The 24,399-nt window shown below is 73.0% G+C and carries 22 protein-coding genes and 5 pseudogenes; 13 read left to right on the forward strand and 14 right to left on the reverse strand.

Annotated elements, in window-relative coordinates; translation table 11 throughout:
* Positions 1-29 precede the first annotated feature (29 nt).
* The gene (purN, locus tag ABZ725_RS01870) at positions 30-659 is read left to right on the forward strand and encodes a phosphoribosylglycinamide formyltransferase (RefSeq protein ID WP_358800863.1); all 630 of its coding nucleotides are present in this window, start codon (positions 30-32) and stop codon (positions 657-659) included.
* Positions 656-2,239, forward strand: a complete 1,584-nt coding sequence (purH, locus tag ABZ725_RS01875; RefSeq protein ID WP_358800864.1) for a bifunctional phosphoribosylaminoimidazolecarboxamide formyltransferase/IMP cyclohydrolase — start codon at positions 656-658, stop codon at positions 2,237-2,239. The genes purN and purH overlap by 4 nt, the downstream gene beginning before the upstream one ends.
* 63 nt (positions 2,240-2,302) lie before the next feature.
* On the opposite strand, the gene ABZ725_RS01880 is transcribed toward purH, so the two are convergent.
* A complete protein-coding gene (locus ABZ725_RS01880; RefSeq protein WP_358801387.1) occupies positions 2,303-2,443 on the reverse strand; it encodes a hypothetical protein in 141 nt (46 codons plus the stop codon).
* Between ABZ725_RS01880 and ABZ725_RS01885 the strand changes: the two are divergent.
* Positions 2,403-2,882: pseudogene (locus ABZ725_RS01885) on the forward strand (IS200/IS605 family accessory protein TnpB-related protein); the annotation flags it as partial. The gene ABZ725_RS01880 and the pseudogene ABZ725_RS01885 sit on opposite strands and share 41 nt — an antisense overlap.
* On the opposite strand, the pseudogene ABZ725_RS01890 reads toward ABZ725_RS01885, so the two are convergent.
* From ABZ725_RS01890 to ABZ725_RS01900, 3 genes and pseudogenes are all read right to left on the reverse strand, one after another.
* A pseudogene (locus ABZ725_RS01890) lies at positions 2,879-3,295 on the reverse strand (lytic transglycosylase domain-containing protein); the annotation flags it as partial. The pseudogenes ABZ725_RS01885 and ABZ725_RS01890 sit on opposite strands and share 4 nt — an antisense overlap.
* Positions 3,278-3,382 (reverse strand): annotated as a pseudogene (locus tag ABZ725_RS01895) (FHA domain-containing protein); the annotation flags it as partial. The pseudogenes ABZ725_RS01890 and ABZ725_RS01895, both read right to left, overlap by 18 nt.
* Positions 3,383-3,595: 213 nt before the next feature.
* Positions 3,596-4,201 (reverse strand): hypothetical protein, encoded by a 606-nt coding sequence (locus tag ABZ725_RS01900; RefSeq protein ID WP_358800865.1) that lies wholly within the window; start codon positions 4,199-4,201, stop codon positions 3,596-3,598.
* A 306-nt stretch (positions 4,202-4,507) separates the two neighbouring features.
* Here ABZ725_RS01900 and ABZ725_RS01905 point away from each other — a divergent pair, with 306 nt between their 5' ends.
* The 5 genes from ABZ725_RS01905 (at position 4,508) to ABZ725_RS01925 (ending at position 8,884) form a co-directional block, all read left to right on the forward strand.
* Positions 4,508-5,362 carry a bifunctional methylenetetrahydrofolate dehydrogenase/methenyltetrahydrofolate cyclohydrolase gene (locus tag ABZ725_RS01905; protein ID WP_351908618.1) on the forward strand — a complete coding sequence of 285 codons (855 nt, stop codon included), beginning with the start codon at positions 4,508-4,510 and terminating at the stop codon, positions 5,360-5,362.
* Positions 5,352-5,804, forward strand: coding sequence for a DUF3017 domain-containing protein (locus ABZ725_RS01910; protein WP_358800866.1), 453 nt, complete (start codon positions 5,352-5,354; stop codon positions 5,802-5,804). Before ABZ725_RS01905 ends, ABZ725_RS01910 begins: the two co-directional genes overlap by 11 nt.
* A gap of 250 nt (positions 5,805-6,054) precedes the next feature.
* Positions 6,055-6,513 (forward strand): helix-turn-helix transcriptional regulator, encoded by a 459-nt coding sequence (locus ABZ725_RS01915; RefSeq protein ID WP_358800867.1) that lies wholly within the window; start codon positions 6,055-6,057, stop codon positions 6,511-6,513.
* A 56-nt stretch (positions 6,514-6,569) separates the two neighbouring features.
* Positions 6,570-7,571, forward strand: coding sequence for a DUF2690 domain-containing protein (locus tag ABZ725_RS01920; RefSeq protein WP_358800868.1), 1,002 nt, complete (start codon positions 6,570-6,572; stop codon positions 7,569-7,571).
* Between the two features lie 323 nt (positions 7,572-7,894).
* Positions 7,895-8,884, forward strand: a complete 990-nt coding sequence (locus ABZ725_RS01925; protein WP_351908626.1) for a malate dehydrogenase — start codon at positions 7,895-7,897, stop codon at positions 8,882-8,884.
* Between the two features lie 56 nt (positions 8,885-8,940).
* On the opposite strand, the gene ABZ725_RS01930 is transcribed toward ABZ725_RS01925, so the two are convergent.
* The 5 genes and pseudogenes from ABZ725_RS01930 to ABZ725_RS01950 all read right to left on the reverse strand — a co-directional run.
* Complete coding sequence (locus ABZ725_RS01930; protein WP_358800869.1) at positions 8,941-12,318, reverse strand: SAV_2336 N-terminal domain-related protein; 3,378 nt, start codon at positions 12,316-12,318, stop codon at positions 8,941-8,943.
* Between the two features lie 4 nt (positions 12,319-12,322).
* Positions 12,323-13,273 (reverse strand): MoxR family ATPase, encoded by a 951-nt coding sequence (locus tag ABZ725_RS01935; RefSeq protein WP_358800870.1) that lies wholly within the window; start codon positions 13,271-13,273, stop codon positions 12,323-12,325.
* Positions 13,270-15,429, reverse strand: coding sequence for a trypsin-like peptidase domain-containing protein (locus tag ABZ725_RS01940; RefSeq protein ID WP_358800871.1), 2,160 nt, complete (start codon positions 15,427-15,429; stop codon positions 13,270-13,272). The genes ABZ725_RS01935 and ABZ725_RS01940 overlap by 4 nt, the downstream gene beginning before the upstream one ends.
* Positions 15,430-15,432: 3 nt before the next feature.
* On the reverse strand, positions 15,433-15,789 hold the full coding sequence (locus ABZ725_RS01945) for a CU044_2847 family protein (RefSeq protein WP_358801351.1): 357 nt from the start codon (positions 15,787-15,789) through the stop codon (positions 15,433-15,435).
* A gap of 103 nt (positions 15,790-15,892) precedes the next feature.
* Positions 15,893-16,135 (reverse strand): annotated as a pseudogene (locus ABZ725_RS01950) (GNAT family N-acetyltransferase); the annotation flags it as partial.
* A 147-nt stretch (positions 16,136-16,282) separates the two neighbouring features.
* On the opposite strand from ABZ725_RS01950, the gene ABZ725_RS01955 reads away from it, so the two are divergent.
* Positions 16,283-17,584 carry a transposase gene (locus tag ABZ725_RS01955; RefSeq protein WP_358800872.1) on the forward strand — a complete coding sequence of 434 codons (1,302 nt, stop codon included), beginning with the start codon at positions 16,283-16,285 and terminating at the stop codon, positions 17,582-17,584.
* A gap of 16 nt (positions 17,585-17,600) precedes the next feature.
* Here the strand turns inward: ABZ725_RS01955 and ABZ725_RS01960 are convergent.
* A pseudogene (locus ABZ725_RS01960) lies at positions 17,601-18,266 on the reverse strand (MarR family winged helix-turn-helix transcriptional regulator); the annotation flags it as partial.
* A gap of 15 nt (positions 18,267-18,281) precedes the next feature.
* Positions 18,282-19,256: a WYL domain-containing protein gene (locus ABZ725_RS01965; protein WP_358800873.1), complete on the reverse strand. Its 975-nt coding sequence runs from the start codon at positions 19,254-19,256 to the stop codon at positions 18,282-18,284.
* A 56-nt stretch (positions 19,257-19,312) separates the two neighbouring features.
* Between ABZ725_RS01965 and ABZ725_RS01970 the strand changes: the two genes are divergently transcribed.
* A complete protein-coding gene (locus ABZ725_RS01970) occupies positions 19,313-19,882 on the forward strand; it encodes a DinB family protein (protein ID WP_358800874.1) in 570 nt (189 codons plus the stop codon).
* Positions 19,879-20,499 carry a GNAT family N-acetyltransferase gene (locus tag ABZ725_RS01975; protein WP_358800875.1) on the forward strand — a complete coding sequence of 207 codons (621 nt, stop codon included), beginning with the start codon at positions 19,879-19,881 and terminating at the stop codon, positions 20,497-20,499. Before ABZ725_RS01970 ends, ABZ725_RS01975 begins: the two co-directional genes overlap by 4 nt.
* Here ABZ725_RS01975 and ABZ725_RS01980 read toward each other — a convergent pair.
* Complete coding sequence (locus tag ABZ725_RS01980; RefSeq protein ID WP_358800876.1) at positions 20,490-20,930, reverse strand: carboxymuconolactone decarboxylase family protein; 441 nt, start codon at positions 20,928-20,930, stop codon at positions 20,490-20,492. The two genes, ABZ725_RS01975 and ABZ725_RS01980, sit on opposite strands and share 10 nt — an antisense overlap.
* Positions 20,927-21,454, reverse strand: coding sequence for a carboxymuconolactone decarboxylase family protein (locus ABZ725_RS01985; protein ID WP_358800877.1), 528 nt, complete (start codon positions 21,452-21,454; stop codon positions 20,927-20,929). Before ABZ725_RS01985 ends, ABZ725_RS01980 begins: the two co-directional genes overlap by 4 nt.
* A 47-nt stretch (positions 21,455-21,501) precedes the next feature.
* On the opposite strand from ABZ725_RS01985, the gene ABZ725_RS01990 reads away from it, so the two are divergent.
* Together ABZ725_RS01990 and ABZ725_RS01995 are read left to right on the forward strand one after the other, a co-directional pair.
* A complete protein-coding gene (locus tag ABZ725_RS01990) occupies positions 21,502-22,926 on the forward strand; it encodes a PLP-dependent aminotransferase family protein (protein ID WP_358800878.1) in 1,425 nt (474 codons plus the stop codon).
* Positions 22,927-22,964: 38 nt separating this feature from the next.
* A complete protein-coding gene (locus ABZ725_RS01995; protein ID WP_351908646.1) occupies positions 22,965-23,456 on the forward strand; it encodes a carboxymuconolactone decarboxylase family protein in 492 nt (163 codons plus the stop codon).
* 130 nt (positions 23,457-23,586) lie between these two features.
* Here ABZ725_RS01995 and ABZ725_RS02000 read toward each other — a convergent pair whose 3' ends face one another.
* Positions 23,587-24,387, reverse strand: a complete 801-nt coding sequence (locus ABZ725_RS02000) for an aminotransferase class IV (RefSeq protein WP_358800879.1) — start codon at positions 24,385-24,387, stop codon at positions 23,587-23,589.
* Positions 24,388-24,399: the final 12 nt, after the last annotated feature.

A 24,399-nucleotide genomic window follows, 5' to 3' on the forward strand; every position in this document is an offset into this window, starting at 1 on the left:
ACACGTTTCCCCGAGAAAGGGCCCCCGCCGTGGCCGCCAAGCCCGTGGCCAAGCGCCTCGTCGTGCTGGTCTCCGGATCCGGTACGAACCTGCAGGCACTCCTGGACGCCGTCGGAGCCGCCGGCGTCGAGGCCTACGGAGCCGAGATCGTGGCCGTCGGGGCCGATCGCGACGGCATCGAGGGGCTGGCCCGTGCCGAGCGGGCCGGGATTCCCACCTTCGTGCGCCGCGTCAAGGACTACGGGAGCCGGGAGGAGTGGGACGCCGCTCTTGCCGAGGCCGTGGCCGAGCACGAGCCCGACCTGGTCGTGTCCGCCGGGTTCATGAAGATCGTGGGGAAGCGGTTCCTGGCGCGGTTCGGGGGGCGGGTCGTCAACACGCATCCCGCGCTGCTGCCCAGTTTTCCCGGGACCCACGGCGTGCGTGACGCGCTCGCGTACGGCGCGCGGGTCACCGGCTGCACCGTCCACTTCGTCGACGACGGCGTCGACACCGGGCCGATCATCGCCCAGGGCGTGGTCGAGATCCGGGACGAGGACGACGAGAGCGCTCTGCACGAGCGCATCAAGGAAGTCGAGCGAAGGCTGCTCGTCGAGGTCGTGGGGCGGCTCGCCCGCAACGGCTATCGCATTGAGGGACGAAAGGTAGTTATCCAGTGACCGCCGACAGCACTGTCACGGCCGAGAGCAGCAAGCGGGGCATCCGTCGCGCGCTCGTCAGCGTCTACGACAAGACCGGTCTGGAAGAGCTCGCGCGCGGGCTGCACGAGGCGGGCGTGGAGCTCGTCTCCACCGGGTCCACCGCCTCCCGCATCGCCGCCGCCGGCGTCCCCGTCACCAAGGTCGAGGAGCTCACCGGCTTCCCCGAGTGCCTGGACGGCCGGGTCAAGACCCTGCACCCCAAGGTGCACGCCGGCATCCTCGCCGACCTGCGGCTGGAGAGCCACCGCGAGCAGCTCGCCGAGCTGGGCGTCGAGCCGTTCGACCTGGTCGTCGTCAACCTCTACCCGTTCCGCGAGACCGTCGCCTCGGGCGCCTCGCCCGACGAGTGCGTCGAGCAGATCGACATCGGCGGGCCGTCCATGGTGCGCGCCGCCGCCAAGAACCACCCGTCGGTGGCCGTCGTCACCAGCCCGGCGCGGTACACCGACGTCCTCGCGGCCGTGCAGGACGGCGGCTTCGACCTCGCCGCCCGCAAGCGGCTCGCCGCCGAGGCCTTCCAGCACACCGCCGCCTACGACGTGGCCGTGGCCTCCTGGTTCGCCTCCTCCTACGCGCCCGTGGACGAGTCGCAGTTCCCCGACTTCCTCGGCGCCACTTGGGAGCGCAGGAGCACCCTGCGCTACGGCGAGAACCCGCACCAGCCCGCCGCGCTCTACGTGGACGGCAGCGGCGCCGGTCTCGCCGAGGCCGAGCAGCTGCACGGCAAGGAGATGTCGTACAACAACTACACGGACACGGACGCCGCGCACCGTGCCGCGTACGACCACGCCGAGCCGGCCGTCGCGATCATCAAGCACGCCAACCCGTGCGGGATCGCCGTCGGCGCGGATGTCGCCGAGGCGCATCGCAAGGCACACGCGTGTGACCCGCTGTCGGCGTTCGGCGGCGTCATCGCCGTCAACCGGCCGGTCAGCAAGGAGATGGCGGAGCAGGTCGCCGAGATCTTCACCGAGGTCATCGTCGCGCCCGACTACGAGGAGGGGGCCCTGGAGGCCCTCGCCAAGAAGAAGAACATCCGGGTGCTGAAGGCGCCGCAGGGCCCGTCCGGCCCGGTCGAGCTCAAGCCCGTCGGCGGCGGCGCGCTGCTCCAGGTCACCGACCGGCTGCAGGCCGACGGCGACGACGCGGCCCACTGGACCCTCGCGGCCGGCGAGGCGCTGAGCCCCGAGGAGCTGAGCGAGCTGTCCTTCGCCTGGAAGGCGTGCCGGGCCGTGAAGTCCAACGCCATCCTGCTCGCCAAGGGCGGTGCCTCGGTCGGCGTCGGCATGGGGCAGGTCAACCGGGTCGACTCGGCGAAGCTGGCCGTCGAGCGGGCGGGCGAGGAGCGGGCACGCGGTTCGTACGCCGCGTCCGACGCGTTCTTCCCGTTCCCGGACGGGCTGGAGGTCCTGCTCGAAGCGGGCGTCAAGGCCGTGGTGCAGCCCGGCGGCTCGGTCCGTGACGAACTGGTCGTCGAGGCCGCGAAGAAGGCGGGCGTGACGATGTACTTCACGGGGACGCGGCACTTCTTCCACTGAGCCGCACACGGCGAGGGGGGCGGTCCGGCACAGCGCCGGGCCGCCCCCCTCGTTGCACAGGGATCACGTCGGGAAGGCTCCGCAGGCACTGGCGACGACCCACTGGTGCGAGGTGATCGCGTCGTTCACGTCGACGCCGTTGGTGAACGCGTTGTCGGTCAGGCACGGTCGCAGGAAACGCTTCCGCCGGCTGATCTCCGGCATGCCCACCGCCAAGCTCCGCGCCCGGCTCGCCTCGATGGCCGACCAGACCGGTATCGCGGTCGTCGCCGTCGACCCGGCCTACACCAGCCGGTGGGGTGCCCGGCACTGGCAGAAACCCCTCAACACAACGACTCGTGAGACCACTCGCCATGATGCTGCCGCTGTGGCGATCGGAAGGCGCGCCCAGGGAGACCCGATCCGGCGACGGACGGCACCGCCCCCACCACACCGGAGTGATGCGGTGGGGCATCGGACCGTCCAGGCCGGACCAGGTCTCCCCGGGCGTGAGGGAACCCGCCCCCGTATCCCCGGACCACGGACACGATCCGTGCCGCCCGGACGCGGAGCGAACGCGGGCAACCAGAACGCCCAACACCGTCCGGGGCGTTCGGCCGAGCATGAGACCTGGCAACAGGACTCACTTCCGCTCAGTCCCTAGGAACGGTCACTTCCGGCCCGGGGCGTGTACTCCTTGAGGTAGTGGGCGACCTGGTCCGCGTAGGCGCGCTGCTCCGGGGGGACGCCGTCCGCCTTGTTCACGACGTCCCACGAGGTGCGGTAAGCGGCCGCGACCAGGACGCGCCGGTCGCCCCTCAGACGCGGGGCGATCCAGCACAGGTAGCGGCCCATGGCCGGGATGGACTCGGCCGGCGGGAAGGGCGGCGAGGGGACGTCCTCCCCGGGGGTGCCGTCGGCGTTCATCCACCAGAGCAGCACGCTCGGGGGCCGGCGGCCGATCCCGTACTCGTTCTTGGCGGGGTCGGCGAGGCCCGGGTCGAAGTCGCTCTCCACCTTCAGCATCGCGGCGATCAGGGAGGGGGAGACGGAGACGTGGTCGCAGTCGTGCGCCGACCGTCCGAAGGCCAGCCGCTCACCGGGGGCGAGCCGAAGCCGCCCGGGCTCGTGCGCTCCCGGAGGCACGACGATGATGCTGTACACGGTGTGTCACCCCGTCCCCACCTGCTTCTACGGCATCAGGGTGGGCGACGGGACAGGGCCGTGTCACGACGTGACACGGCCCTGGTGGGGAATGGCGAGAAGACGCCACTCCGGTGATCTTTCCTTGCTCTTTCCCTTGATCTTTTCCGACCGATCCCGACCGGCTCGGCTCCGTGGAGACGCATCAGGCCCTGGCTGCGGCAGTGCGCGCGGTCAGTACCGCGGACGGCTGAACCAGGCTCCGCCGCTGATCATCGCGGAGAGGATGATGCTGCCGATGGCGAGGGAGATGACACCGCCGAAGGTGGCCGAACCGCCCCCGCCCTGCACGATGTTGGCCAGGCTGCCCAGGATCATCAGGGAGGAGTACACGAGCGTGGTGATCCGGATGCCGCTGCGACCCGTCTTGAACTTCACGCCCAGGAAGATCGACAGGCTGCCCAGCCCCAGCATCAGCAGCGCGATCGCGATGATGACGCCCGTCGCCGTGCTGCTCTCGTCGCCGGAGCCGAACGCGTTGGACGTGTCCTGCAGGGCGCCGGCCGCGATACCGATGATCACGCCGGCCAGGAACTGGAAGCCGGCGATGATGAACAGCAGCACCCGGGCGGTCTTGACCAGGCCGGGCATCTCCTGGGGGACGCCGTAGCCGTACCCCTGGGGGACCGGCGGGGCCTGCGGATAGCCGTAGCCGGGCTGCCCCTGGGGAGCGGTGGGGTAGCCGTAGCCGGGCTGCTGGGGCGGCGGAGCCTGCGGCGGGTAACCCGGCGGCTGGCCCTGCGGCGGGCCGTAGGGGTTGTTCGGGTCGCCGAAACTCATGGCGGTCCTTCCTCCGTGTGCACTCGAGTGCGGGGACGCGCGGTCTGGCTCGGAGGAAAGTTCTACAGATGCGGTTCGTCCCCCCGGTACTGCCCGCGGCACTGTGGCGTCAATCGTTCTGCAATGGCCGGTTTGTTGTCCAGCCGCATTCCGCGGCAATCCCCATGTGTTGTGCAAGTGCAACATCATTGATCACATCGCCGATCACATCCGCACACGTCAGCCTGGGCGCCCGCGTCACCTGGACAGGTCGTGCGGGGTCACCCGGATTGGAACCCGGGGGCCGTCATCCGGGAGGATGGGCGCATGACCGCCCAGATTCTCGATGGCAAGGCAACCGCAGCCGAGATCAAGTCCGAGCTGGCCGCCCGCGTGGCGGTGCTGAAGACGAAGGGCGTGACGCCCGGACTCGGCACGATCCTCGTCGGCACCGACCCCGGCAGCCAGAAGTACGTCGCCGGCAAGCACCGTGACTGCGCCGAGGTCGGCATCGCGTCCATCCAGCGCGAGCTGCCCGGCACAGCCACCCAGGAGGAGATCGAGGCGGTCGTCCGGGAGCTGAACGACGACCCCGCCTGCACCGGCTACATCGTCCAGCTCCCGCTGCCCAAGGGCATCGACGAGAACCGGATCCTGGAGCTCATGGACCCGGCCAAGGACGCCGACGGCCTGCACCCGATGAACCTCGGCCGACTGGTGCTCAACGAGCCCGCGCCGCTGCCCTGCACCCCCAACGGCGTGCTCACGCTGCTGCGCCGGTACGGCGTCGAGATCAAGGGCGCGGAGGTCGTCGTCGTCGGCCGCGGGGTCACCATCGGCCGTCCGATGCCGTTGCTGCTGACCCGGCGCAGCGAGAACGCCACCGTGACCCAGTGCCACACCGGCACCCGGGACCTCTCGGCGCACCTGAAGCGGGCGGACGTCATCGTCGCCGCCGCAGGCTCCGCCCACCTGGTCCGGGCCGAGGACGTCAAGCCGGGCGCGGCCGTCCTCGACGTCGGCGTCTCGCGGGGCGCGGAGGGCAAGATCGTGGGCGACGTCCACCCGGACGTCCGCGAGGTGGCCGGCTGGATCTCCCCGAACCCCGGCGGCGTCGGCCCGATGACCCGTGCCCAACTGCTCGTCAACGTGGTCGAGGCGGCGGAGCGCAGTGTCGCCTGAGAACACCCCCGCAGCGGGCGACGGCCACGAGGCGCAGGACGCCGACGGCGTGCCGCGCCGCACCCGGCGCTTCCCGAAGTTCACCCGGGACACCGCGCGCCCCGAGGGCGCCGGCCGGGCCGCGCCCGGTGACGCGCTGGCCGCCCGGCAGTGGCCGATCATCGCCGTCCTGGGCATCGTCGCGGTCGGTCTGCTGGTGACCGCGCTCGACGTGTTCCGGATCGGCACCATCCTGATCGGCGTGGGGCTGCTGCTCGGCGCGGTGCTGCGCTGGCTGCTGCCCGGCGTCGGCATGCTCGCCGTGCGCTCCCGCTTCACCGACATCGCGACCTACGGTGTGCTCGGCACGGCGATCGTCCTGCTGGCGCTGATGGCACAGCCCGACCCGTGGCTGCAGATCCCGTTCCTGAAGGACACCCTGCACTTCACCGTGAGCAGCTGACCGCGGAACCGGATGCAGCGCTGAACGCAGGCGTGCGGCGGCCCGTCCCCATCCCCCGAGAAGGACGGGCCGCCGACGCGCTCCACGCTCCTCCATGGTGAACGCCCTGTTCAACAGCTGTCCGGACGCTGTGGCACGGAAGTGACCGTTCCGCTACGGTGTGCGCGCCCCGCCACAGCCGTCCGCGTCGCGGGAACCGTCCGGCCGCCCGGCGTCGTCCCCCCAACGGATCGAAGGGGAGGTGGGCGGGATGGGCGCCTGGCAGCCGCTGCCGGACGGGCTGCCGTCGGAGGTACGGCACTTCGTGGAACAGTTGCGGCAGCTCAAGGACGGTACGGGACTGAGCCTCGCCGCGCTCGGCGCGCGCACCGCGTACAGCAAGTCCTCCTGGCAGCGGTACCTCAACGGCGTCCAGCCGCCGCCCCGGCAGGCCGTCGTCGCGCTGTGCAGGGTCGCGGGGCTGGCCGGTGCGGAGGCCGAACGGCACGTCGTGCGCTGGGAGCTGGCGGTCGAGGCCTGGCCGCGACCGGCGGCGGCGAGTCCGGCCGACGCGTACGAGGACGATCCGACGGTCCCGTGGTGGGACCGGCTGGAGGAACCCGCGCCGCAGCCGACGCCCCGGCCGGCCGGACGCCTCCTCCTCTACGCGGTCCTGCTCCTGCTCGCCCTGCTGCTCACGGCCGTCGGCGGAGCGCTCGCCTTCGGCTGACCCGCACATCGGGTCTAACCTGGACAATGGCGGACTTGGCGGAGGGAGGGGGTTCGATGCCTCGCTGGAGGGCCCTGCCGGACGAACTCGACCCGCAGGTGCGGGAGTTCGTCGAGCAGTTGCGCAGAGTCGTGGACCGCACGGGACTGAGCGTCGCGGCGGTGGCCGACCGTACGGGCTACGGCAAGTCGTCCTGGGAGCGGTATCTCAGCGGCCGGCTGCTCGCGCCGAAGGGGGCGATCGTCGCGCTGGCGGAGGTCACCGGCACGCCGCCCATCCATCTGACCACCATGTGGGAGCTGGCCGAACGGGCCTGGAGCCGCTCGGAGCTGCGGCACGACCGGACCATGGAGGCCGTCCGGATCGCCCAGGCGCGCGCCGCGCTGGGGGAGTTCGGACCACCGCCGCCCGAGACGCGGGAGTCGCAGGAGACGTCCGAGGCGTCCGAGGCGCGGGAAGGCTCCGCGGGGCGCGCCGCGGTGACCCCGGGCGTCGCCGGTCCGGCGGGCGTGTCCCCGACGATGCCGTCCTCGCCGTCCTCCTCGGAGGGCGGGCCCGCCGCTGCCGCCGGTTCCCGCGCCGGGCTGTTCCTCATCGGGGTCGTGGGCGTCGTGATCGTCGTCGTGGGCGCGTTCCTCCTGACCGGGGGCGGGGACCCGAAGCAGGCGGTGGGCACCACCAAGTCGCCGTCGCCGTCCGCCAGTTCGTCCCCCGTGCTGCCCTCCGGGGTGCTGTGCACCGGCGCGGACTGCACGGGCCGGGACGCGGAGGAGATGGGGTGCAGCGGCGACCTCGTGGCGACGGCGAAGACCGCGACGGTCGGGACGACCCTGGTCGAGGTCCGCTACAGCAGGACCTGCGGGGCGGCCTGGGGCAGGATCACGCAGGCCGCGCAGGGGGACTCGGTCGGGGTGACCGTCGGCTCGGTCCGCGAGACCGGGAGCATCACCGTGGCCGGCGACACGATCGCGTACACCCCGATGGTGGCGGTGAAGGACGCGGCGGAGGCGAGGGCGTGCGCGGTGCTGGCGTCGGGGCAGCAGGGGTGCACGGGGTGACTCGCCGAAAAAACCGGCGGCCGTAGGAATACCTCCCTCCGCTCCGGGAACGCGAACCGTACCCCCACGGGAGTCCGGTCACGACCCGGTGCCCCCACCACGGCGGCCGTCGGTCATTCCTCTCCCGGACCGGCGGCCGCCGGTCCGTGTCGCCGTGTGCGCCGTCGGTCTGTGGGCCGGGCCACACAACCCCGCGCATCCGGGATCCCGGATGCGCGATAGCCTGACCGCTGGATGGATCTCTTGATACCAAGAGATCGATCATTTGTACGTCCCACCCGGGGCAGGGACGCCCCACCGACAGCTGTCATACGGAGAACGCCATGACCCGCACTCCCGTGAACGTCACCGTCACCGGCGCGGCCGGCCAGATCGGTTACGCCCTGCTCTTCCGCATCGCCTCCGGCCAGCTGCTCGGCGCGGACGTGCCGGTCAAGCTGCGCCTGCTGGAGATCACCCCGGCGCTCAAGGCCGCCGAGGGCACCGCCATGGAGCTCGACGACTGCGCGTTCCCGCTGCTCCAGGGCATCGACATCAGCGACGACCCGAACGTCGCCTTCGACGGCGCCAACGTCGCCCTCCTCGTCGGCGCCCGCCCGCGCACCAAGGGCATGGAGCGCGGTGACCTCCTGGAGGCCAACGGCGGCATCTTCAAGCCGCAGGGCAAGGCCATCAACGACCACGCCGCGGACGACATCAAGGTCCTCGTCGTCGGCAACCCGGCCAACACCAACGCGCTGATCGCCCAGGCCGCCGCGCCGGACGTACCGGCCGAGCGCTTCACCGCGATGACCCGCCTCGACCACAACCGCGCGCTGACCCAGCTCGCGAAGAAGACGGGCTCGACGGTCGCCGACATCAAGCGCCTCACCATCTGGGGCAACCACTCCGCGACGCAGTACCCGGACATCTTCCACGCGACGATCGCCGGCAAGAACGCCGCCGAGGTCGTGAACGACGAGAAGTGGCTGGCCGAGGAGTTCATCCCGACCGTCGCCAAGCGCGGCGCGGCCATCATCGAGGCGCGTGGCGCGTCCTCCGCCGCCTCCGCCGCCAACGCGGCCATCGACCACGTCCACACGTGGGTCAACGGCACCGCGGACGGCGACTGGGCCTCCATGGGCATCCCGTCGGACGGCTCCTACGGCGTCCCGGAGGGTCTGATCTCCTCCTTCCCGGTCACCGCCAAGGACGGCCGGTACGAGATCGTCCAGGGCCTGGACGTCAACGAGTTCTCCCGCGCCCGTATCGACGCCTCCGTCGCCGAGCTGGCGGAGGAGCGCGAGGCGGTCCGCGCGCTCGGCCTCATCTGAGCCGTGGTCATCGAGCAGTGACCAGGTGATCCCCGGGCGGCGCGGCTGCCCGGGGATCACTGCGTCCGCGGTCCGGCGACCCGGTCCGCCAGGTCCAGGAACATGCTCACCGTCGACGACCGCAACCGGCTCAGGTCCTGGAAACGCGGCGAGCTCAGCGCCCGGTCGAAGGGGACCGCGACCACCTGGTTCACGCTGACGCCGACGCGGCTGGCCAGGGCCGCCGGCACCCGCCGGGCGGACGGCCCGTCGACCTCGGTGACGACGACGACCGCCTCGGCGGCCAGTTGCCAGCGGCGGGCGGCGCGCAGCCGCTCCAGCACCTGCCGGGCCGCGGTGAGGAACCAGTCGGCGGTGCCGCAGCACAGGATCAGCCGGTCGGTGAGGTCCAGGACGGAGTCGGCCGATTCGTCGAGCCGCTGCGGGGCCCAGTCGGTGAGGACGAACGAGTAGTAGGGCTCGGTCCGGGCCAGTACGTGCTCGTAGGCCTGGGCGTGCACAAGGTTCGGGTTGGCGTGGCCGGGCGGGTGCGCGGCCACTTCCAGGCCGGACGGCAGCCGGGTGGTGAGCGCGCGGACCTCGTCGTACGACGGGTCGGCGGGCAGGCCCGCGAGGTCGCGCACGGTGGCGGGGTTGCGGGCCGTGAGGAAGCGGTCCAGGGCGCCTTCGTGGGGCGCGCCGTCGACGGCGAGGACGGGCTCGCCCCGGACGGCGGCGAGCAGGGAGCCCAGCACCATCGTCGTCGTGGCCCGCCCGCTGTAGTGGTAGGCGCCGACCACCGTGAGCCGCCGGCCGTGCCGCAGCGGTGTCCGCAGCCGGGTCAGCCGAGCCTCGGCCTCGCGGCGGGCGGTTCCGAAGCGGGGCACGCGCAGGGTCGGCTCGCCGGCGCCGGGCGCGGCCGCGGACGGCGGCAGGGCGAGCGGGACGCGCTCCGTGGGCAGCGCGTTGACCGTGGACGCCGGCGGGACGGTGCGCGAGACCCGGGACTGGGCGATGTACCGGGCCAGGACGTCGGCGACCTCGCCCGCGGTGGGCCGCCGGGCCGGGTCCGGGTCGAGGCAGCGCAGGACGCGGTTGCGCAGTTGCCGCCAGGTGTCGCCCTGCCACAGGTGCATGCCCTCCGGGCTGCCCGGCAGCTCCCGGCCCGCCTTGCTGCTGGCGAGCTGGAGCAGTTCGCCCAGCGCGCGCACGTTGTCCTCGGGGGTGGGCGGCGGCCCGGCGCCCGCGTACCGGCCGTCCACCGAGCAGTCGGACAGGTCGGCGAGAACCACCGAGCGGCGCAGCACCAGGACGTTCTCGGCGTTGAGGTCCGCGGGCACGATCCCGTGCAGATGGCACAGGGCCAGGGCGCTCGCGAGGTGCCAGCCCACGACCAGCGCGGTGATCTTGTCGAAGGGGGCGCGGCTCTCCGTGTGGGCCGCGTTGAAGATCTCCGCCAGCCGTGGCGGGTCGGACGCGCCGCTGCCGCTGAAGGGGACCACCGCCAGCCACGGCGGGTCGTCCCGGACCCCGGCGGCGAGCAGCGCGGGGCCGTACTGGCCGCCCAGCCGGCGCAGCGCCTCCGCCTCGGCGAGGGGCTCCTCGCCGGCCGGGAGGTCGGGGCGCGGGGTCCGCACCAGGGCCTGGGCGCCGTGCTCGTCGAGGCCGTCGTACTCGACCGTCCGCCGCAGCCGGCGGCGGCTCAGCAGCCGGTACGGGCCGAGGCGGCGGGGATCGTCGGGGGTGAGCGGTCCCCAGCCGTCCTGGGCGCCGTCGCCGAAGTCGGTTTCCGTGCCGAGACCCTGCGCCTCGCGTTCGAAGGACACGCCGAAGCGGGTGAGCAGTCGCCGTTCGACGCTGGTGAACGGGCGGTGGGCGCCGGGGAGGTGGGCCGGGCCGTCCGGGTGGGCGAGCCAGGCCGGGAAGTCGGGGGAGCGGCCGGCGAGTTGCTCCAGATGCCGGCCGATGCTGCGGCTGGTGCGCAGCAGTTCGGCCTGGGGGACGGCGTCGAGGAGGATCAGCCGGGACGCGTCGGTGAAGTCGAACACCAGGTGTTTCGCGGGCAGCGGGCCCGCCACCGGCGCGGGGTGCGGCCGCATCAGGCCGCCGAGGAACACCTCGGCGAGATGGGAGGTCCGCGCCTGCCAGGGCACGGCCGTCTGGACGAGCCGCATGACCGGCACGGTGAGCGGCGACACGGCCGCCAGATGGGCGGCGAGGCGGTAGGCCTCCGGGGTCGCCGCGTCCCGGAAGTGCTGGGCGTCGCCGCGGCCGGGGCCCGGGGCCGGAGTGCCGTAGCGGGCCGGCCGGGCCAGCAGGGGCAGGGACACCGTGGCGCCGGGCGAGGCGAGGAGATGGGCCCACTTGCGCAGGGAGGCGGCCGTCGGCTCCAGGACCGGCACCGGCACGCCGTCGAAGACGGCGAGGTCGGCCGGCAGCACCGGGTCGGTGATCTCCCAGGAGGTGTTGGCGCCGCCGATCCGCCGCGTCGAGGCCTGCCAGCGCTCGGCGTGGATGCCGGACCCCTCCCACAGGTCGGGCGGCAGGGTGTGGAGCACCGCGGTCGGTCCGCGGGAGGCCCACCGGGTCAGCAGCCGGTGCAGCGCGCCGCTGCGCCAGGAGGCGCCCATGCCGTCGGTGACGACGAGCACGAGAGTCTGTCCCGAGGGGTCGTTGACCGCGCTGAGCGGCACGGGGGTGCTGTCGTGCCGGAACGGGCGGGCGTGCAGCCGGGGTTCGTGGGCGGAGCGGGCGTCGAGGCCCATGACCCGGCTACTGGCGAAGGCGCCCAACCGTTCGAGGAGGGTGCGCAGTTCGGCGCCGAGGCGATGCCACAGCAGCATCGACAGACCGTCGTCGACCAGCAGCACGAGATGCAGCCAGCGCTCCTGCACGGGGCGCTGCACCACGTCCGGCAGCCGGGTCTCGGCGAGTTCGGCGGCCGTGCGCTCCTCGTCGATCTCCAGCCGGTGCGGGCTGGCGCGCCGACGGCGCAACGGTCGCAGGGCGCGGCCCAGTTCGAGCTCCCCGGTCAGGGCCTTGTCCTCGGGGACCCGCACGGGCATCGCCCGTCCCGGATCGGGGCGGTGCGGCAGCCGGATGTCGGGTATGGAAGCCGGGGTCTGGCGGGCCGACCCGTACAGGGAGGCCGTGGGGGTGAGGTCGGGCAGGTCGGGGTCGTCGGGCTCCGGGGCGGGCCGGGCGGGGGCGGGCCGGTCCGGCTCGACGACCGGGGGTTCCACGGCCGCCGGGGGCTCGGTGGGCGCCAGCCGGCGCAGCGGCGCGTCCGCTCCGACGGGCACCCGCCGGGCGAGCCACAGCACGTCGAGGACCTGGTCGGCGTCCAGTTCCCGCCCGCAGGCCCGCAGGACCCGCAGCGCCTCCGCGAGCCGCTCCCCGCCGCCCGGTCCCGCGCCCGACGACCCCGGCGCCCCCGCCCCCGTCCCGCTGCTCATGGCGTCACAGCGCCCCGGTGAGCTGGTGCAGCACGGCGTCCAGGAGGCCTTCCGCGTCGAGGTCGACGCCGCCGGTGCGCAGGAAGACGGCGTTGAGGAGCTGGTCGGTGGCGAGTTCACCGGGGGCGCGTCGGCGCAGGAACGCGTCGATCAGATCGTCGGCGTCGCGCAGCGCCTCCTCGCCGAGGTGGGCGGTGACGATGGCCCGCAGCCGCGCCTCGTCGGGCACCGGCAGGTCCAGGCGGACGCAGCGGCGCAGGAAGGCGGGCGGGAAGTCGCGTTCGCCGTTGCTGGTGATGACCACGACCGGGAACTCGGCGCACTGGACACGCCCCTGACGCACCGTCACCGTGCCGCGGTGGTCGGCGGTCTGCACCTCGACATGCGCCATGTCCTCCGGGAGCCGGGTCAGTTCGGGGATGTCGAAGTAGCCCTCCTCGAAGACGGTGAGCAGGTCGTTGGGCAGATCGACGTCCCCCTTGTCCATCTCGTCGACGAGCAGGGCGCGGGGGGTGGCGGCCGGGACCAGCGCGGTGCCGAGCGGGCCGAGCCGGATGAACGTGCCGATGGACGGTTCGCGTTCGCCCCGGTCGCGGCTGAGCGTGGTCTCCCGCAGCCGCCCGATCGCGTCGTACTGGTACAGCGCCTCGCGGACGGCGGAGCGGCTGTTGATGGACCAGCGCAGCAGCTCGCCCAGGCGCAGTTCGTGCGCGACGGCCCGGGCGAGCGACGACTTGCCGGTGCCGGCCGGGCCGGTCACCAGCAGCGGTCGGCGCAGATGCAGGGCCGCGTTGACGACGTCGGCGTGCTCGCGCTCGATCAGATAGGGCAGTTCGGGCCGGACGGCCGGCGTGGGGCTGAAGCGACGCCACGGCGGGGCGGAGGGCAGGTCGACGGCCCGCGGGACGCCGTCGCCGCGGAAGAGGCGCCAGTCGGCCTCGGAGGCGGAGGTCATGGGCTCTCCTGGGGTTCGGTCAGGTGCAGCCGGGGCACCGTGCGGTCGGCGTCCGCCCAGGCGAGGACCGGGCGGCCGGGGTACTGCGGAGCGGTCTTCCCCTTGGCCTTGGCCCGGTAGACGCGGACTCCGTCGGGAAGTTCACGGGTGGCGACCTGCGCCATGTGCTCGGTGACGTGCGAGGCGGTGTCCCGCCCGCGGTCCCACATCACCACCGGTATGCCCACGGCGAGGCAGATCTCGACGATGGCGTCGCGTGGCCCCGCCGGCACGTCGACCGAGACGCGGACGGTGTCGAGCCTGCCCATCAGCTCGTAGTAGATCTGGTGCGGATCCTGGGCGGGGTCCGACACGACCAACGTCTCCCCGGAGTCGAGTTGCCGCCACCGCTCACGCCAGTCGGGGAGAAAACGCTCGTGCCTGTGCAGGAGTTCCGGACAGTGCACCACCAGCGGGAACTCCACCCCGAGCACTCCGGGCACCAGCTCGCCCGGCGCCTGGGCCGCCCACTCGTCCACCGGGAGGTTGAGATCGGCACGGTCCACCAGGACCTCCACGAGCGGCCGCCCGCCGTCGGTCGCCGAGGGCGCGAGGGACTCCAGGACGCGCAGCAGCTCGCGTGCCGCCTCCGACCCCGAGTAGCTGGCCGAGCTGTCGGTCGACACCTGCCGTGGCCCGGTGCCCTCGTCGCACCACACGCGCAGCCGGTGACGGCCCCGCTCGGCCCGTGTCACCCGGGCCAGCACCCGCACCCGCCGGTTCCCGCCGCGCACGGCGCGGGACCACTCCTGGGCGTCGGAGCGCCGCTCGCGCAGCGCCGCCGACGGAATGCCGAGCCGCGCGGCCACCCGGTCCGACCAGATGCGCAGCTCCGCCTGCCGGTGCGGCGGGCACAGCGCGGCGATGTACTCGACGACCCGCAGCAGCGCCGGGACGCGCGGCCCGCCGTCGTCGGAGTGGCCGTCCCCGGGCAGGGTCTCCAGGCGGTCGAGGACGGCGTCCAGGGTCGCGCCGTCGGAGGGCACCGCGACCCGTTTCGTGGCCTCGCGGACCGCTTCGGGGAACCGGGCGAGCACCGGCTGCCCGATCGTGGGCAGCAGCTGGTGCAGCCTGTGGTGCTCGCGCGGCGAGAGCAGCCGCGGGGTGTCCGAGAGCCGCCCGGCGACCAGCGCCCGGTCGGCCGCCCGGGGGTCCCGGGGCCGCAGGATCTCGGCGAGGGCGGCCAGTGCGCGCGGGTGGGTGAGCAGGAAGGCGGCGAACTCCTCGACGGTGGGCGGCGTCACGGGGCTCCCGGTCCCCACACCGCACGCGTGGGCGATCTGCCGCGCGGTGTCGCCGAGCGTGTACGCCGACGGCAGCGCGTTCGCGATCACCGCCACCAGCATGCCGTGGGCCGGTTCGTCCGCCGCGACGGCCTCGGCGGCCCCGCGGTCGTCGGCGTCGTGGGAGCCGCGGTCGTCGTCGAGGGCGTCCAGGGACCGGAGTTCGGCCTCGACGCGCTGCCAGGGGATGCCCCAACTGCGCCGGACCACGCCCTGTGAGCCGTGCCCGGCCGACGGCATGAAGTGCGCGGCGACCAGACCCACGACGGCCCCGTCCTCCTCGCACCACAGCGGGCCGCCGCTGTAGCCGGGCCCCACGGCCATCCCGGTGCTCTTGCCGTCGAGGTAGCCGATGGGGCCCTCCAGCGCGGCGACGGTCAGATCGGCGAAGGTCGAGCGGCTCCCGCTGCTGTGCCAGGCCCGCACCTTCTGGCCGGGGGCCATGTCCGTACGGGGCTCGGGGGCGGGCAGTTCGCCGGGCGGCGAGTTCAGCCGCAGCACGGCGAGATCGCCGAGCCATCCGCGGGCGCCGTCCCGCACGACGCCGCCGTCCTGCGTGCGGGGTGCGATCCAGTGCACGAGGTGCGCGGGGTACCCCTTGCGCGGACCGTCCAACGTGACGAACATCAGGCTGCGTTCGGGCCTCGGCGCCTGCTGCTCGAAGGGCCGCCTGCCCAGCGCGTCATTGACGACATGGGCGCAGGTCAGCACGGTGTCGGAGCCGAGGATCAGGCCCGCGCCCGCCGTTCTGCCGTCGAGAGCCCCGCACACGGACGCGATGACAGGCCTCGCCCCGCCCCCGTCGGCCGACCCGGCCGCCTTGAACCAGCCCACGCGTCACTCCGCGCCGGGCGTCGGATTCGCCTGATGCCCCGGATTCGCCTGATGCACCTGATTCACCGGATTCCAGGAGGCGGTCACGGTCAGATGCGCCTGCCCGCTCCCGCCCACGATCCCCAGCTTCAGATCCTGCCCGACCTGCACCCCGAAGGTGACGCTGAGCTCCGCGGGCGGATCCGGCACGGCCCGCACGGAGTCGTGCACCTCCTGAAGCAGCGGTCCGAGCGGCTTGAGCGCCTGCCGCAGCGCCCCCGCCGCGAAACTGGCCACGGCGGCCCCACCGCTGGCCACGGGGACGACCGTGCCCATGCTCCCGGGCAGATCGTCGCCGTCGCCGTAGCCGCCGCCCGGCATGGGGCTGAGGACGAATCTGACGGGCGTTCCGTCGTCCAACTCGACTGACTCCACTGGCCCATTGTGATCGACGTGACGAACGCGGACCAGACCCCGGGCCGTTTCAGGGACCCGCGTGCACCTGGCAGGTCGACAGCCGCTTCTCGAACCAGTGGGAGGCGTACACATGGTCGACGTACGCCGGGATCTCGCGGTAGCCGGACGCCCGGTACATCGCCTGCGCCTCGGTGAGCGTGGAGTGCGTGTCCAGCCGGACGACGTCCAGACCGCGCCGCGCCGCAGCGTCCTCCAGGCGTTCGAGGAGCCGACGCGCGAGGCCGAGCCGACGGGCGTCCCGGTGCACCCACCTGGATGCCGGGGGTGGCCACGGGCGGTTGGTGTGACGGAAGTCGAGGGTCCTGGAGCCGGTGGACGGCTGGGGTGCGGTCACTCGCACGGGTGATGGTGATCGATGGTGTGCGCGGTTGGGGAATGTCTGGTCTAGGTTCACGGCATGGCACGGTTTCGGATGTACCCGACGGGCGAGCAGGAGCGGCAGATGCTGCTGCACTGCGCGCACGCTCGGTACGTGTGGAACCTCGCCGTCGAGCAGCACGCGCACTGGAAGCGCGGCCGGAAGTCCGCGCCCGGGTTTGCCGAGCAGTGTCGTCAGCTCACTGAGGCCCGGCGGGAGAACGAGTGGCTGGCGGCGGGGAACGCGGACGTGCAGCAGCAGGCGCTCAAGGACTTCGCCACGGCCAAGCAGGCACGTTTCATGTCCGGGTTCGGTGAGCCGACCTGGCGCAGGAGGTACCGGCACGAGGGTTTCCGTGTCATCGGCACCGGCCGTGTCCCCGAGTACGACGCAGACGGCTCGGTGAAGCTGAGCGCGAGGACCGGCCGGCAGGTCATGGGCCGGTCCGTCGTGGTGCGGAAGCTCAACCGCCGTTGGGCTCAGGTCAAGGTGCCCGGCTGCGGCTGGGTCCGTGTCCGCCTCAGCACCAGTGGCAAGGGAGCAAAGCTGCCTGGCGCGAAGACGTTCCGGGTCACCTTCCGCAACGGGCAGTGGCATGCCGCGTTCGCCGTCGTCCCGGAGCCGGTGCCCGCGCCCGGCACCGGGGAGGTCATCGGCATCGACCGCGGCGTCACCATTACCGCGGCTCTCTCCGACGGGCAGAAACTGAACTGCCCGCAGCTCACCGCCAGGGAACGCGCCCAGATCCGCAAGCACCAGCGGCGCGCCGCCCGCGCCCCCAAGGGCAGTGAGCGCAAGACCGCCGAGTACGCGAAGGCCGCGAAGCTCAAGGCGCGGGAGGCGAACCGCCGCAAGGACTGGTGCGAGAAGACCAGCACCCTGCTCGCCCGCACGTCCGACCTGATCCGGTTCGAGAAGCTGAACATCAGGAACATGACCCGCTCCGCGAAGGGCACTGTGGAGCAGCCCGGCCTGGGCGTCCGGCAGAAGGCGGGGCTGAACCGGGCCATCCTCGCCCAGGGCTGGGGCCTGCTCCGGCAGCGCACCGGACACAAAGCACCGGGCCGGGTCGAGGACGTGACCGCCCCGTACACGTCTCTGCGGTGCAGTGCCTGCGGTTGGATCGACATGAACTCGCGCAAGAGCCAAGCCGAGTTCGTCTGTTCCTTCTGCGGCTTCACCTGTAACGCGGATACCAACGCAGCAGCCAACGTCGCGGCAGGACAGGGCGGGATCCCCCGCCCCCGGCGCTCAGCCGGTGCCGGAGGGGTGACAGCGGCCACCGGCCGTTCGAGCGCCCGTGAACCTCAACCCACCTGGGTTGGAATCCCCCTCTTTTAAGAGGGGGAGGATGTCAAACATGCTTGATCTCGCCGACCCCCGGCTCCAGCCGGCGCAGCGCCCCGCAGCCCACGGCGCGCCCCTCCTCGTACGCCACGAAGAACGCGCCCGCCTCCCCGGAGACCTCGTCCGGGCCGACCAGGTCGGACTTGTCGAAGCCCTCGGGGAAGCGGACGTCCAGGTCGGCGGCGTAGGCGTCGAGGCAGGCGCGGGCGTCCGGCGCGTGGCCGTCGACCGGCTCGACGGTGATGCCCGCCAGCCGCAGCAGACGCCGGGCGGCGGCCATCGCGTCCGTCAGTTCGGCGCGCTGCTCGCCGGTGAGCGCGGCGAGGAGGTCCGTCGCGAGCGCGTCGGCCCGGCGGTTCTGCTCCTCGACCTCGACGCGTCCCGCCGGGGTCAGCTCGATCATGCGCAGCCGGTTGTCCTCGGGATGCACGCTGATCCGGACCACGCCCTGCGCCTCCAGGGCCTTCGCCATCCGGCTCAGATACCCGGCGTCCAGGCCGAGCCGGGCGCGCAGCGCGCGCAGGGACACCCCGGCACCGATCTCGAACAGCAGCCGGGCCTCGCCCAGCGGACGGTTCTGCCCGAGGTAGTGGTCGTCGAGAGCGCCGATCCGGCGCGTGAAGTAGCGGTTGAAACGGCGGAAGGCCGCCACGTCCTCCGTCGACACTGGCTCCATAACCTTTGACTTTAGTCAAAGGTTTTCGGGTCGTCCACCGTCGGCGTCAGCCGCTGCCAGCAGGCGGCGGCCCAGCTCCCGCGCCGCCTCCCGGAGTTCCTCCGGCCGCACGATCCTGAACGGCACGTCCAGCGCGGTGAGTCGGCGTACGTACCAGTCGGGTTCGTCGGTCGTCGCGAGCAGCCGCGTGGTGTGCGCGTCCAGTGGCTCGGGGCGGCCCAGACTGCGCGGGAGGACACGGGCCACATGCTCCACGGGCGCCTCGACCACGACCTCCACCTCGTACGTCCAGCCCTCCGCGAAGTGCGCCTCCAGGGTCTCCACCGGGTCGAGGCCCTCCGGCGGCTCGAAGCCCTCCGGCAGCACGGCCACGGAGGTGACCCGGTCCACCCGCAGCACCCGCCGGGCGTCCGGCCCGTGCGACCAGCACAGCAGGTACCAGCGGGCGTGGTGAACGACGACGGCCCACGGGTCGACGTCCATGTCCCGTACGCCCTTGGGGCCCAGGTCGTACCCGATCCGCACCCGGCGCCGGTCCGCGCCCGCCTGGACGAGGGCCACCGTGGTGCCGGGGTCGGGACCGGCGGCGTCCGGGCCCCGGGTGCTGACCCTGCGGACCGCCTCGGCCGGATGCGCTACCGGCTCGGGCAGCACGCGCACGATCTTGCCCAGCGCGCTGCCCACCGGTCCCGTCGGGTCGGCCGCGTCGTGATGGCCGTCCAGTACGGCCATGACCAGCCCGAGGGCCTCGGTCGCCGTGAACATCAGCGGCGGCAGCCGCACCCCGCGGCCGACGCGGTAGCCGCCGTAGGGGCCGCGCGTCGACTCCACCGGGATGCCGGCCTCGCGCAGGATGCCGACATAGCGGCGGGCCGCCCGCTCCGAGACGCCCAGCCGCTCCGCGAGTCGCGCGGCCGTGCTGCCGGGGCTGTTCTGGAGCAGCTCCAGCGCCAGGAGGGCACGGGCGGTGGGGCTCTCGTCGGCCTTCATCCGGGATCCTCGTATTCCGGCAGCGGATCGTCCGGAACGGAATCTAGCCTGCTGCCATGAGTCCCAGCCCCGTGCATGAGAACACCGAACCGGCGCCGCTCCTGGAACCGCCCGTCGCCGGCAGCGAGGCCGACACGCTGATCGGCTCCCTGGAACGCCAGCGCAGGACCCTGGCCTGGAAGTGCGAGGGGCTGGACGCGGCCGGTATGAACACCCGGCTCGCCCCCTCGACGATGACCCTGGGCGGTCTGCTCAAGCACCTGGCCCTCGTCGAGGACGAGTACCTCACCGGGCGGTTGCTGGGAAAGCCGCTCGGCGCGCCCTGGGACAGCGTCGACTGGGACGCCGAGCCCGACTGGGAGTGGCGCTCCGCCGCCTCCGACACGCCCGAGGAGCTCTTCGCGCTCTGGGAGTCCGCCGTCGCCCGCTCCCGGGCCCATGTCCGCCGGGACCTCGCCGAGGGCGGCCTCGACACTCCGGCCCGCCGCGAGTGGCCCGACGGACGGGCGCCCAGTCTGCGGCGCATGCTGGTCGACCTGATCGAGGAGTACTCCCGCCACGTCGGCCACGCCGACCTCATCCGGGAGTCCGTCGACGGCCGCGTGGGGGAGGACCCGCCGCGATGAGCGACGCCGTCCGGCCCGACGAGCTCGAAGTCGTCCCCGCCGACGAGGCCTCCTGGGACGACATCCGGGCCGTCTTCGGCACCACCGACTACCCCGGCCGCTGCCAGTGCCAGCGCTACCGGGTCCTCGACCACGACTGGCGCGCCGCCACCCCCGAGGAGCGCGCCGCCCGCCTCCGCGAGCAGACCGGCTGCGACGACCCCGGCGCCCGATCCACCGCCGGACTCGTCGCCTACCTCGACGGCGAGCCCGTCGGCTGGGCCGCGGTGGCGCCCCGGACCGACTTCCTCCGTCTGCTGCGCACCCGCGTGCCGTGGACGGGCCGCACGGAGGACCGGGCCGACGCCGGCGTCTGGGCGGTGACCTGTCTCCTCACCCGCCGCGGCTTCCGCGGCCGGGGCATCACCTACGGCCTGGCCCGCGCCACCGTCCCCTACGCCCGCGACCACGGCGCCCGCGCCCTGGAGGCGTACCCGATGCTCACCGTGCCCGGCGTCGAGATCACCTGGGGCGAACTCCACGTCGGCGCCCGTCAGGTCTTCGCCGAGGCGGGGTTCAGGGAGGTGAGCAGGCCGACCTTGCGGCGGGCGGTGATGCGGGTGGACTTCTACGAGTAGCCGCCCGGCGGGATACGGCGGGCGACCATCACCCGGTTCCAGCTGTTGATGGCGGTGATCAGGGCGATCAGGTGGGCGAGCCGGGCGTCCGGGAAGTGCCGGGCAGCGGCGGCATAAACCTCGTCCGGCACGAAGCCGTCCGTCAACACGGTCACCGCCTCCGTGAGCGCGAGCGCGGCCCGCTCGCGCTCGTCGTAGACGTCCCCCGCCTCCTCCCACGCGCTCAGCAGATCGAGCTGCCTCTCGCGCACACCGTGCTCACGGGCGATCGTGAGATGCATGTCCACGCAGAACGCGCAGTGGTTGAGCTGCGAGGCGCGGATCACGACCAGTTCGGCGAGCGCGGGATCGCCGACGCCCCGCTTCGCGGCGGCGCTGAGCGCGGACATGGCCGCGGCGACCTCGCGGTCGAGCAGGTTCGTCCGGCTCATGCGTGCTGACCCGGACGGTAGTGCCCCGGCACCAGCCGGCAGGTCACGCCGAACCGGTTCCACGCGTTGATCACCGTGATCGCGGCGATCAGCTGCGCCAGCTCGGGCTCCTCGAAGTGCTTCGCCGCCCGCTCGTACACCGCGTCGGGCACGAAACCGTCGGTGAGCACGGTCACCGCCTCCGTCAGCGCCAGCGCCGCGAGCTCCTTGTGCGTGTAGAAGTGCTCCGACTCCTCCCACGCGCTGAGCTGGACGATCCGCTCGACGCTCTCGCCCGCCGCCAGCGCGTCCTTGCTGTGCATGTCGACGCAGAGCGCGCAGCGGTTGATCTGCGAGGCGCGGACCTTCACCAGCTCCAGCAGTTTCGGGTCCAGGCCCTTACGGGCGGCGGCGTCGAGCCGGAGCATCGCCTTCAGCACCTCGGGGGCGTGCTCGGACCAGTTGAGCCGGGGGGTGTGCTCGGGCGCGTACCCGTCCGTTGTCGTGACGGTCGTCGTCGTGACGGTGTCTTCCTGTGTGGTCATGTCCTCGACCCTAGGAGCGAGGCAGCCCAGAGGTATGGTCCATTTCCATGGCGAGATCCTGGGCCACTTTGGGCGTCGACCTGCATCTGGAGCCGACCGGACCGCATCTGCGCCGGGGCCTGACCGACGCCCTGCGCGACGCGGTTCGCGGCGGCCGACTGGCCCCCGGCACCCGCCTGCCCTCCTCCCGCTCCCTCGCCGCCGATCTGGGCATCGCCCGCAACACGGTCGCCGACGCCTACGCCGACCTCGTCGCCGAGGGCTGGCTCACCGCCCGCCAGGGCTCGGGCACCAGGGTGGCGGGCCGGACGGTCGTCCCGCCGACCGGCGCGGCGGCCCGACCCCCCGAACGCCACCGGCCCCTCTACGACCTGCGCCCCGGCAGTCCCGACCTCGCCTCCTTCCCGCGCGCCGAGTGGCTCAGGGCGGCCCGCCGCGCGCTCACCGCCGCCCCGTCCGACGCCCTCGGCTACGGCGATCCCCGCGGCCGCGTCGAGCTGCGCACCGCCCTGGCCGGCTACCTCTCCCGGGCCCGCGGGGTGCGCGCCGACCCCGAACGCATCGTCGTGTGCGCCGGGTTCGCGCACGGCCTGCGGCTGCTCGCCACCGTCCTGCGGGCGCGCGGGGTGCGCACGATCGCCGTCGAGTCGTACGGCCTGGACGAGCACTGGCGGCTGCTGGCCTCGACCGGTCTGACGACGGTGCCGCTGCCGTTCGACGAACTCGGCACGGACCCGGGGGAGTTGACCGGTCCCGGTGCCGTCCTGCTCACCCCCGCCCACCAGTTCCCGATGGGCGTGCCCCTGCACCACGACCGTCGGGCGGCCGTCGTGGACTGGGCCCGGCGCACCGGCGGACTGGTCCTGGAGGACGACTACGACGGCGAGTTCCGTTACGACCGCCAGCCCGTCGGCGCGCTCCAGGGACTGGACCCCGACCATGTGGTCCACCTCGGCACGGCGAGCAAGTCACTGGCGCCCGGGCTGCGCCTGGGCTGGATGGTGCTGCCGCCGGACGTGGTGGAGGACGTGGTCAAGGCCAAGGGCGGGGTGGACACCTCCGGGGTCCTGGACCAGCTGACGCTGGCCGAGTTCATCGTGTCGGGCGCGTACGACCGCCATGTCCGGGCGGCGCGCACGCGCTACCGCAGGCGACGGGACGCGCTGGTCGCCGCCCTGGCCGCCCGCGCCCCGGCGATCCGCGTCACCGGCATCGCCGCGGGCCTGCACGCCGTTCTGCGACTCCCGCCCGGCACGGAGGGGGCGGTGGTCCGGGCGGCCGTCTATCAGGGCCTGGCGGTCGACGGGCTCGTGCCCCGCTACCGTCACCCCGACGCGGTCGCCGAGCCCCTCGACGCGCTGGTCGTGGGATACGGGACCCCGCCCGACCACGCATGGTCCGGCGCGCTGGACGCACTGTGCGCCGCATTGCCTTTCGGTGCGAACGGCACCGGAATTCCTTTTCCCGGATGACGTCACGGGATCGCCGGATCACAAGATAGAGTCGTCCCATGACCAACAACAATTCGGTGTCCCGTGTGGCCCTCAAGAAGATAACCCCCGATGTCTCCGCCGCGATGGGCTCCCTGCACGGCGCCGCCGTTTCCGCGGCGCAGGACGCCAAGGTCGAGCCGGAACTGCTGGAGCTGATCAGGATCCGTGCCTCGCAGCTCAACGGCTGCGCGTTCTGCCTCGACATGCACACGAAGGACGCCCGCGCCCAGGGCGAGACCGAGCAGCGCATCTACGCGCTGAACGCCTGGCGGGAGACCCCCTTCTTCACCGAACGGGAGCGCGCCGCACTGGCGTTGACGGAGTCGGTGACCCTGGTGCACGACGGGCAGGTCCCGGACGCGGTGTACGCCGAGGCCGCGGAGGTCTTCGACGAGGCGCAGGTGGCGGCGCTGATCTGGGCGGCCACGGTCATCAACGCGTACAACCGGATCGCGATCGCCACGCGCATGGTGCCGGGTGCTTATCAGCCCGCGCCGAAGGCGAATTAGTTCAGGCGATTCGGGCGATCAGTTTCGAGTTGTTCGAGATTTTCGGGCACGTTTTATTGCGCCGGGGCGAATTCCCTTCGACCCGGCGCTTTGGCTTGCCCTGAACCTCTCCCTGTTCTCCTTGTTCTCCCTATTCCTTCGGTAGCGGTTCCGAGATTCCGTCCAGCCAGCTTCGCCATTCCGCGGCGTGCACCGCCGCGCCCGCGCTCATCGGGTGGCCCGTCCACTCCCGCACGGGGCGGATTCCGTGCAGCGCGTTCACCAGCCAGACCTCGCGGCCGTCCAGCTCGGCCAGGGTGCGCTCGGGGTGGGTGACCCGGATGCCGAGGCGACGGGCGCGTTCCTGGATCAGCCCGGCCGTGACCCCGGCGAGGACCGGCAGCCGGGGCGAGGGCAGGCACAGGGTGTCGTCCTCCCACCACAGGATGCTGGCGGTGGCCGACTCCAGCACCGCACCGGAGGGCGTGGTCAGCACCGCCTCCGTCGCGCCCTCCTCCGACGCCCGGCGGCGCACCGCGGCCAGCGCGTCCAGGTCGGGCCCCTTGCGGCGCGGCTCGGTCCGCGGATCCGGCCGGCCCACGGCCCAGACCCGGATGTCCGGTTGCAGCGGTGGGGAGCGCCGGAGCAGGAGCCTCAACTCACGGCTGTCAGCGGTGAGTTCCACGCGGGGGAACCACTCGCCCGTACGGGGCAGCGCGGCCGCCGTGTCCTGCCAGAACTCCAGGAGTCGGCGCAGCGGCGGCCCGTCGCACTCGGCGCAGGCCCGCAGGAACCGTTCCCGGTGCCGTTCGAGGCCGCGCACCCGGCCGCCGCGCACCAGCCACGAGTCCGCGACCAGCAACCGCCCACCCACCTCGGTGTCGGCGCCGGGGGTCAGCCCGCCGGCCGGCGTCCACCGCAACAAGCCTTCCAAGACAGCCGGTTGTGCCATGTGAGAGTTCCG

It is taken from the genome of Streptomyces sp. NPDC006872 (assembly GCF_040635845.1).
Classification (GTDB): domain Bacteria; phylum Actinomycetota; class Actinomycetes; order Streptomycetales; family Streptomycetaceae; genus Streptomyces.

Excerpts from the sequence above, each read along its gene's own strand:
- ABZ725_RS01880 (WP_358801387.1), bottom strand. The coding sequence starts at position 2,443 with ATGCCGGAGATCAGCCGGCGGAAGCGTTTCCTGCGACCGTGCCTGACC.
- ABZ725_RS01900 (WP_358800865.1), bottom strand. The coding sequence starts at position 4,201 with ATGAGTTTCGGCGACCCGAACAACCCCTACGGCCCGCCGCAGGGCCAG.
- ABZ725_RS01905 (WP_351908618.1), top strand. The coding sequence starts at position 4,508 with ATGACCGCCCAGATTCTCGATGGCAAGGCAACCGCAGCCGAGATCAAG.
- ABZ725_RS01915 (WP_358800867.1), top strand. The coding sequence starts at position 6,055 with ATGGGCGCCTGGCAGCCGCTGCCGGACGGGCTGCCGTCGGAGGTACGG.
- ABZ725_RS01920 (WP_358800868.1), top strand. The coding sequence starts at position 6,570 with ATGCCTCGCTGGAGGGCCCTGCCGGACGAACTCGACCCGCAGGTGCGG.
- ABZ725_RS01925 (WP_351908626.1), top strand. The coding sequence starts at position 7,895 with ATGACCCGCACTCCCGTGAACGTCACCGTCACCGGCGCGGCCGGCCAG.
- ABZ725_RS01930 (WP_358800869.1), bottom strand. The coding sequence starts at position 12,318 with ATGAGCAGCGGGACGGGGGCGGGGGCGCCGGGGTCGTCGGGCGCGGGA.
- ABZ725_RS01935 (WP_358800870.1), bottom strand. The coding sequence starts at position 13,273 with ATGACCTCCGCCTCCGAGGCCGACTGGCGCCTCTTCCGCGGCGACGGC.
- ABZ725_RS01945 (WP_358801351.1), bottom strand. The coding sequence starts at position 15,789 with ATGCCGGGCGGCGGCTACGGCGACGGCGACGATCTGCCCGGGAGCATG.
- ABZ725_RS01955 (WP_358800872.1), top strand. The coding sequence starts at position 16,283 with ATGGCACGGTTTCGGATGTACCCGACGGGCGAGCAGGAGCGGCAGATG.
- ABZ725_RS01965 (WP_358800873.1), bottom strand. The coding sequence starts at position 19,256 with ATGAAGGCCGACGAGAGCCCCACCGCCCGTGCCCTCCTGGCGCTGGAG.
- ABZ725_RS01970 (WP_358800874.1), top strand. The coding sequence starts at position 19,313 with ATGAGTCCCAGCCCCGTGCATGAGAACACCGAACCGGCGCCGCTCCTG.
- ABZ725_RS01975 (WP_358800875.1), top strand. The coding sequence starts at position 19,879 with ATGAGCGACGCCGTCCGGCCCGACGAGCTCGAAGTCGTCCCCGCCGAC.
- ABZ725_RS01980 (WP_358800876.1), bottom strand. The coding sequence starts at position 20,930 with ATGAGCCGGACGAACCTGCTCGACCGCGAGGTCGCCGCGGCCATGTCC.
- ABZ725_RS01985 (WP_358800877.1), bottom strand. The coding sequence starts at position 21,454 with ATGACCACACAGGAAGACACCGTCACGACGACGACCGTCACGACAACG.
- ABZ725_RS01990 (WP_358800878.1), top strand. The coding sequence starts at position 21,502 with ATGGCGAGATCCTGGGCCACTTTGGGCGTCGACCTGCATCTGGAGCCG.
- ABZ725_RS01995 (WP_351908646.1), top strand. The coding sequence starts at position 22,965 with ATGACCAACAACAATTCGGTGTCCCGTGTGGCCCTCAAGAAGATAACC.
- ABZ725_RS02000 (WP_358800879.1), bottom strand. The coding sequence starts at position 24,387 with ATGGCACAACCGGCTGTCTTGGAAGGCTTGTTGCGGTGGACGCCGGCC.